This is a genomic window from uncultured Methylobacterium sp., from assembly GCF_964244095.1.
Lineage (GTDB): Bacteria > Pseudomonadota > Alphaproteobacteria > Rhizobiales > Beijerinckiaceae > Methylobacterium.
This window is the reverse complement of record NZ_CAXTHR010000235.1, coordinates 1-3,569: the sequence shown is the minus strand read 5'-3', so window position 1 is coordinate 3,569 and position 3,569 is coordinate 1. Positions and strand designations below refer to the sequence as shown.

Genomic DNA, 3,569 nt, shown 5'->3' with positions numbered 1-3,569 from the left:
TGCGAGTTCTTCGCCCTCGAAGGGCTGAGCCAGTTGCTGCGCACCGTCGAGCAGGTGCGCGGCGCGCTCAACCCGCGCCTGACGATCCAGGGCATCGTGCTGACGATGTTCGATCCGCGCAACAACCTCTCGGCGCAGGTGGTGGCGGACGTGCGCGGCTTCATGGGCGAGAAGGTCTACGAGACCATGATCCCGCGGAACGTCCGCGTCTCCGAGGCGCCCTCGCACGGCAAGCCGGTGCTGCTCTACGACCTGAAATGCGCCGGCTCCCAGGCCTACCTGCGGCTGGCCTCCGAGGTGATCCAGCGGGAAGGCCGCATGCCGGCGGCGGCGTGAATCCGGGCCGGGACGGCGCCGGCACGACCGTGCGCCGTCGCCCATGCGGCGGATCGCGGATGGCCCGAGGCTCGGGGCATCCGCATCAGGTCATGCGTAACGAAGTGAACGGGTGAGCGGGATGGCGGACGAGGCGGCACGGCCCCGACTGGGGCGCGGGCTCGCGGCCCTGATCGGCGATTTCAATGATCCGGGCCACGAGGCTGGCCACGAGGCGGGCGTGCAGCCCCAGCGCAGGGTCGCGGTGGAGTTCCTGCGGCCGAACCCGCGCAACCCGCGGCGCAGCTTCAGTGAGACCGATCTCGACGAGCTCGCCACCTCGATCCGCATGCGCGGCATCATCCAGCCGATCGTGGTGCGGGCGCTGGCCGAGGTACCGGGCGCCTTCGAGATCGTGGCCGGCGAGCGGCGCTGGCGCGCGGCCCAGCGCGCCGGTCACGACGAGGTGCCGGTGGTGGTCCTCGACATCGACGACCGCGCCTCCCTCGAATTCGCGATCCTGGAGAACGTCCAGCGCGCCGACCTCAACGCCATCGAGGAAGCCTCGGGCTACGAGCGCCTGATGAGCGAGTTCGCCTACAGCCAGCGCGAGCTTGCCGAGATCCTGGGCAAGAGCCGCAGCCACCTCGCCAACACGCTGCGCCTGCTCAACCTGCCGCCGACGGTGCAGGAGCGCCTGATCGCCGGTGAGATCAGCGCCGGCCACGCCCGCGCGCTCCTCGGGGTCGCCGCGCCCGAGGCGCTGAGCCGCCGCATCGTGGAGGAGGGCCTGACGGTCCGCGACGTCGAGGCGATCGCGGCGGCCGAGCAGCAGCCCGACGCAGGCCCCCGCCCCGGCCGGCCCCGCGGCGTCACGGGCAGGACCGCCGAGACCCGCTCGCTGGAGAGCCGCATCGCCCGGGCGCTCGGCGTCGGCGTCACCCTGAAGCCGATTTCGGCCGAGGCCGGCGAGATCCGCATCCGCTACGGCAGCGCCGCGGAGTTCGAGGGCCTGTGCCGCCGCTTCCGGGTGTCGGACGAGGGGTGACCGGGATCGCTGCGCGGTAAGGGCGACCCTGCGCACCCACCGTGCGCCCTCCACCCTGTGCGCCCTATCCTCCGCGCCGCCCGCCTTGCCCGGCAAGCCGCAGGAGCGCCGCCGAGGCGTGGGCGTGCGCCAGCACCGGATCGGAGCGGCGGCAGGCCAGGATCGCCTCCTGGAGGATCTGGATCGCCTGCCGCAGGGCGCCTGGGCTCCAGCGGGCGAGTTGCGTCTCGATGCTGCCTTTTCGCTTGAAGTGTAGGCCGCGCCACGCCGCGACCATCAGGCTCGGGGGCTTGTCGCCGCCCTCGATCCGGGTGGACAGCAGTTGCAGGGCGTGGCGCAGGCCCGCGCCCAGCATCGCCGAGGGGTCGAGGCCCTCGTGACGGAAGCGGCGGACCTCGCGCTCGACCTCGGCGGCAGCGCCCGCGAAGGCGGCGTCGATCAGGGTGTTGAGCTGGCTCCCGGCGACGTCGCTCACCACCGCCTCGACGTCGTCGAGCCCGACGCTGCCCCGGCCCGCCGCGTAGAGCGCGAGCTTCTCGATTTCCGCCAGACTCGCCCGGCGGTCGCCCCCCAGGCTCTGGCTCAGCACCGCGCGGGCGTCGCGGTCGATGCGCAGGCCGCGCCCTTCGAGGGTGCGGTCGATCAGCTCGGCGAGCGCGCGCGCGTCGTCGGCGTAGCAGGGGATCGCGAGCGCGCGCGCCGACTTCTCGCACAGGGTGCGCAGCGGCGCGGATTTCGCCAGATCGCCCGCCTCGACCACGATGCGGGTGCCGACGATCTCGCCCCGCAGCACCGCCTCGACGGCGGGCGCGCAGTTGCGGCTGCCGGGACGCACCCAGATCGTCCGCCTGTCGCCGAACAGGCCGACGGTGCCGGCCTCGTCGACGAGCCGGCCGGGATCGGAGGCGAGCGCGTCGCCGTCGATCCGGACCAGCGCGAACGGGTCGTCCGGGTCGGTGACGAAGCTCTCCGCCAGATGCTTGGCGCGCTCGGCGACGAGGCCGGTATCGGGCCCGAACACCAGGATGACGGGCAGGCGCGGGTCCGGCCCGCGCCGCATCAGGCCCTCGATCTCGCCGGCCTTGACCGCGGTCAAGCCGCTCTCCCGGGCAGCGCGCGCCCGCGCGGCGTCGGGGGCGGCACGGACGCGGTCACGGCTTGGCCGAGAGCACCGAGGCCAGCCGCGTCTTGATCTGCTCGGCGAGCACCGAGGCCAGCCGGATCTCGGCGTCGCGCGCGGCGCGCAAGGAGGCGAACCGCTGCACCGAGCGGTCGTAGGTGGCGGTGGAGGTGGCGACGCCCTCGGTGACGACCTTGGTGCCGTCGAGGCTCTCCAGGCTGTACCTGATCGCAGCGACGATGGTGCCGGCCTCGGCGCGGCCCGTGGTGGTGGAGACGATCGGCGTCTGCACGGTCTCGCTGCCCTGCATCTTGAGGCGGTAACGCTTCGGCGCCGGCTGGCCGGAGCCATCGAGCGCGAAGATCAGCTCGCTGCGCAGGTAATGCCCGATGCGCTCCTGGTCGCGCGCCATCGACACGTCGTCGACCTGGATGCCGGCGAGCAGGACGCCCATCGATTCCCCGGACGCGGTGGGCCCGTAGAGCGGGCGGAAGCAGGCCGAGAGACTCAGCGCCAGCGCCGCGGCGCCGGCGAGCCGGCCTACCCGCAGGGCCACGCCCGCCCGTCGTCCCGCCGCCCGTCCCGTCCCCGCCATCCGCCGCATCGCCCCGCCGTTCCGATCCATCGCCGCTCTTTAGCGCGTCTGCGCAGCCTCGCGCCACGAGCATGCCGCCGAACCGTTACGATTCCTTCGCGGCGAGCGTGGGGTACCGCACGCCGCCGCTCAGAACTCCAGCGCGAAGCTCTTCAGGCTGTCGGCCTCCCGGGTGCAGACGGCTTGGTCGGGGACCTTGCCTTCATCCGAGGACGGCTTGGCGAGTTCCCGGGCGAGTTCGGCCCGCGCCTTGTCGAGGTCCGCCCGGAAGACCGCGTCGCCGATCAGCGCCGCGAAGATCGACGACCCGTTGGTGCGCCCGGCGGCGACGTCGCTCAGCCAGTGCACGCCGCAGATCACCCGGCTCTCGCCGTAGGCGCGGCCGCGGGCGAGGATGGCGGTCGCCCGCGAAGGCACCAGCGCGGCCATCATCAGGGCGTAGGCCCAGCCCTGCGTCGCGTGGCCCGAGGGGTAGCTGAAGCTGTCGGCGA

At 73.4% G+C, this 3,569-nt stretch carries 5 protein-coding genes; 2 read left to right on the top strand and 3 right to left on the bottom strand.

The window, feature by feature from the left end:
• Together ACFE86_RS21710 and ACFE86_RS21705 are read left to right on the top strand one after the other, a co-directional pair.
• The coding region (locus ACFE86_RS21710; RefSeq protein ID WP_375457387.1) for a ParA family protein at nt 1-336 on the top strand (336 nt) is incomplete at its 5' end.
• Nucleotides 337-457: 121 nt separating this feature from the next.
• Nucleotides 458-1,363: a ParB/RepB/Spo0J family partition protein gene (locus tag ACFE86_RS21705; RefSeq protein WP_375457389.1), complete on the top strand. Its 906-nt coding sequence runs from the start codon at nt 458-460 to the stop codon at nt 1,361-1,363.
• Nucleotides 1,364-1,427: 64 nt separating this feature from the next.
• On the opposite strand, the gene holA is transcribed toward ACFE86_RS21705, so the two are convergent.
• The 3 genes from holA to ACFE86_RS21690 form a co-directional block, all read right to left on the bottom strand.
• The gene (gene holA, locus ACFE86_RS21700; RefSeq protein WP_375457386.1) at nt 1,428-2,459 is read right to left on the bottom strand and encodes a DNA polymerase III subunit delta; all 1,032 of its coding nucleotides are present in this window, start codon (nt 2,457-2,459) and stop codon (nt 1,428-1,430) included.
• 55 nt (nt 2,460-2,514) lie between these two features.
• Nucleotides 2,515-3,078 carry an LPS assembly lipoprotein LptE gene (gene lptE / locus ACFE86_RS21695; RefSeq protein ID WP_375457388.1) on the bottom strand — a complete coding sequence of 188 codons (564 nt, stop codon included), beginning with the start codon at nt 3,076-3,078 and terminating at the stop codon, nt 2,515-2,517.
• Nucleotides 3,079-3,207: 129 nt separating this feature from the next.
• On the bottom strand, nt 3,208-3,569 hold a 362-nt coding region (locus ACFE86_RS21690), incomplete at its 5' end, for a phosphatase PAP2 family protein (protein WP_375457385.1).

Bases quoted from the DNA above. Each gene is read 5' to 3' on its own strand.
- ACFE86_RS21705 (WP_375457389.1), top strand. From the start codon at position 458: ATGGCGGACGAGGCGGCACGGCCCCGACTGGGGCGCGGGCTCGCGGCC.
- lptE (WP_375457388.1), bottom strand. From the start codon at position 3,078: ATGGCGGGGACGGGACGGGCGGCGGGACGACGGGCGGGCGTGGCCCTG.